Raw genomic sequence first — 570 nt, forward strand, 5'->3', positions numbered from 1 at the left:
CGAAACGAGAGGAGATCTCCCATGCTGCAACACCGCCTGTCATTGCTCCTGGTCATCGCCGTCGGGTGGGCATCGTTCGCCATGCCGGCCGCGGCCGCCCCCCGGGCACCCGACCGCCCCTTGTCCGTCGCGACGTACAACATCCACCACGGCGTGGGGGTGGACGGCGTTCTGGATCTCCGGCGGATCGCCGAGGAGATCGCCACAGCTTGGCCGCCGGCTGGAGGAGCTGGCTCGCGTCGAGGCCCGAGTGCTGGCCGACGGCGGCGGCGAGCGCCGCCTTGCTGGCCCCGGTCACCGTCGCCAGCACCACGGCGTCCAGCCCGGCCTGCTTGCACACCTGCATCGCCAGGCGGCGCAGCATGTGCGGGTCCGCCCGATCGATCTGGCGCACCAGGACCTTACCGTCGGCCTTGGCGACGAGGTCCAGCACGGTCGCCTGCTCCACGCGCTGCTGGAGCTGCTTGTTCTCGGCCTGCAGGCTCTTCAGATCGGCCAGCCGCTTGCGGATGCCAGAGGCGATCTGCGCCTCGGGGATGCCGGCCTCGGCGGCGATCTCGGCCAGCGTCT

The 570-nt window shown here is 71.2% G+C and carries 1 pseudogene; it reads left to right on the forward strand.

Annotated elements, in window-relative coordinates:
* The first annotated feature begins 81 nt into the window (after positions 1–81).
* Positions 82–192: pseudogene (locus GEV06_29175) on the forward strand (metal-dependent hydrolase).
* The last annotated feature ends 378 nt before the right edge of the window (positions 193–570 follow it).

This window comes from Luteitalea sp., assembly GCA_009377605.1.
In the GTDB taxonomy this organism is placed as follows: domain Bacteria; phylum Acidobacteriota; class Vicinamibacteria; order Vicinamibacterales; family Vicinamibacteraceae; genus WHTT01.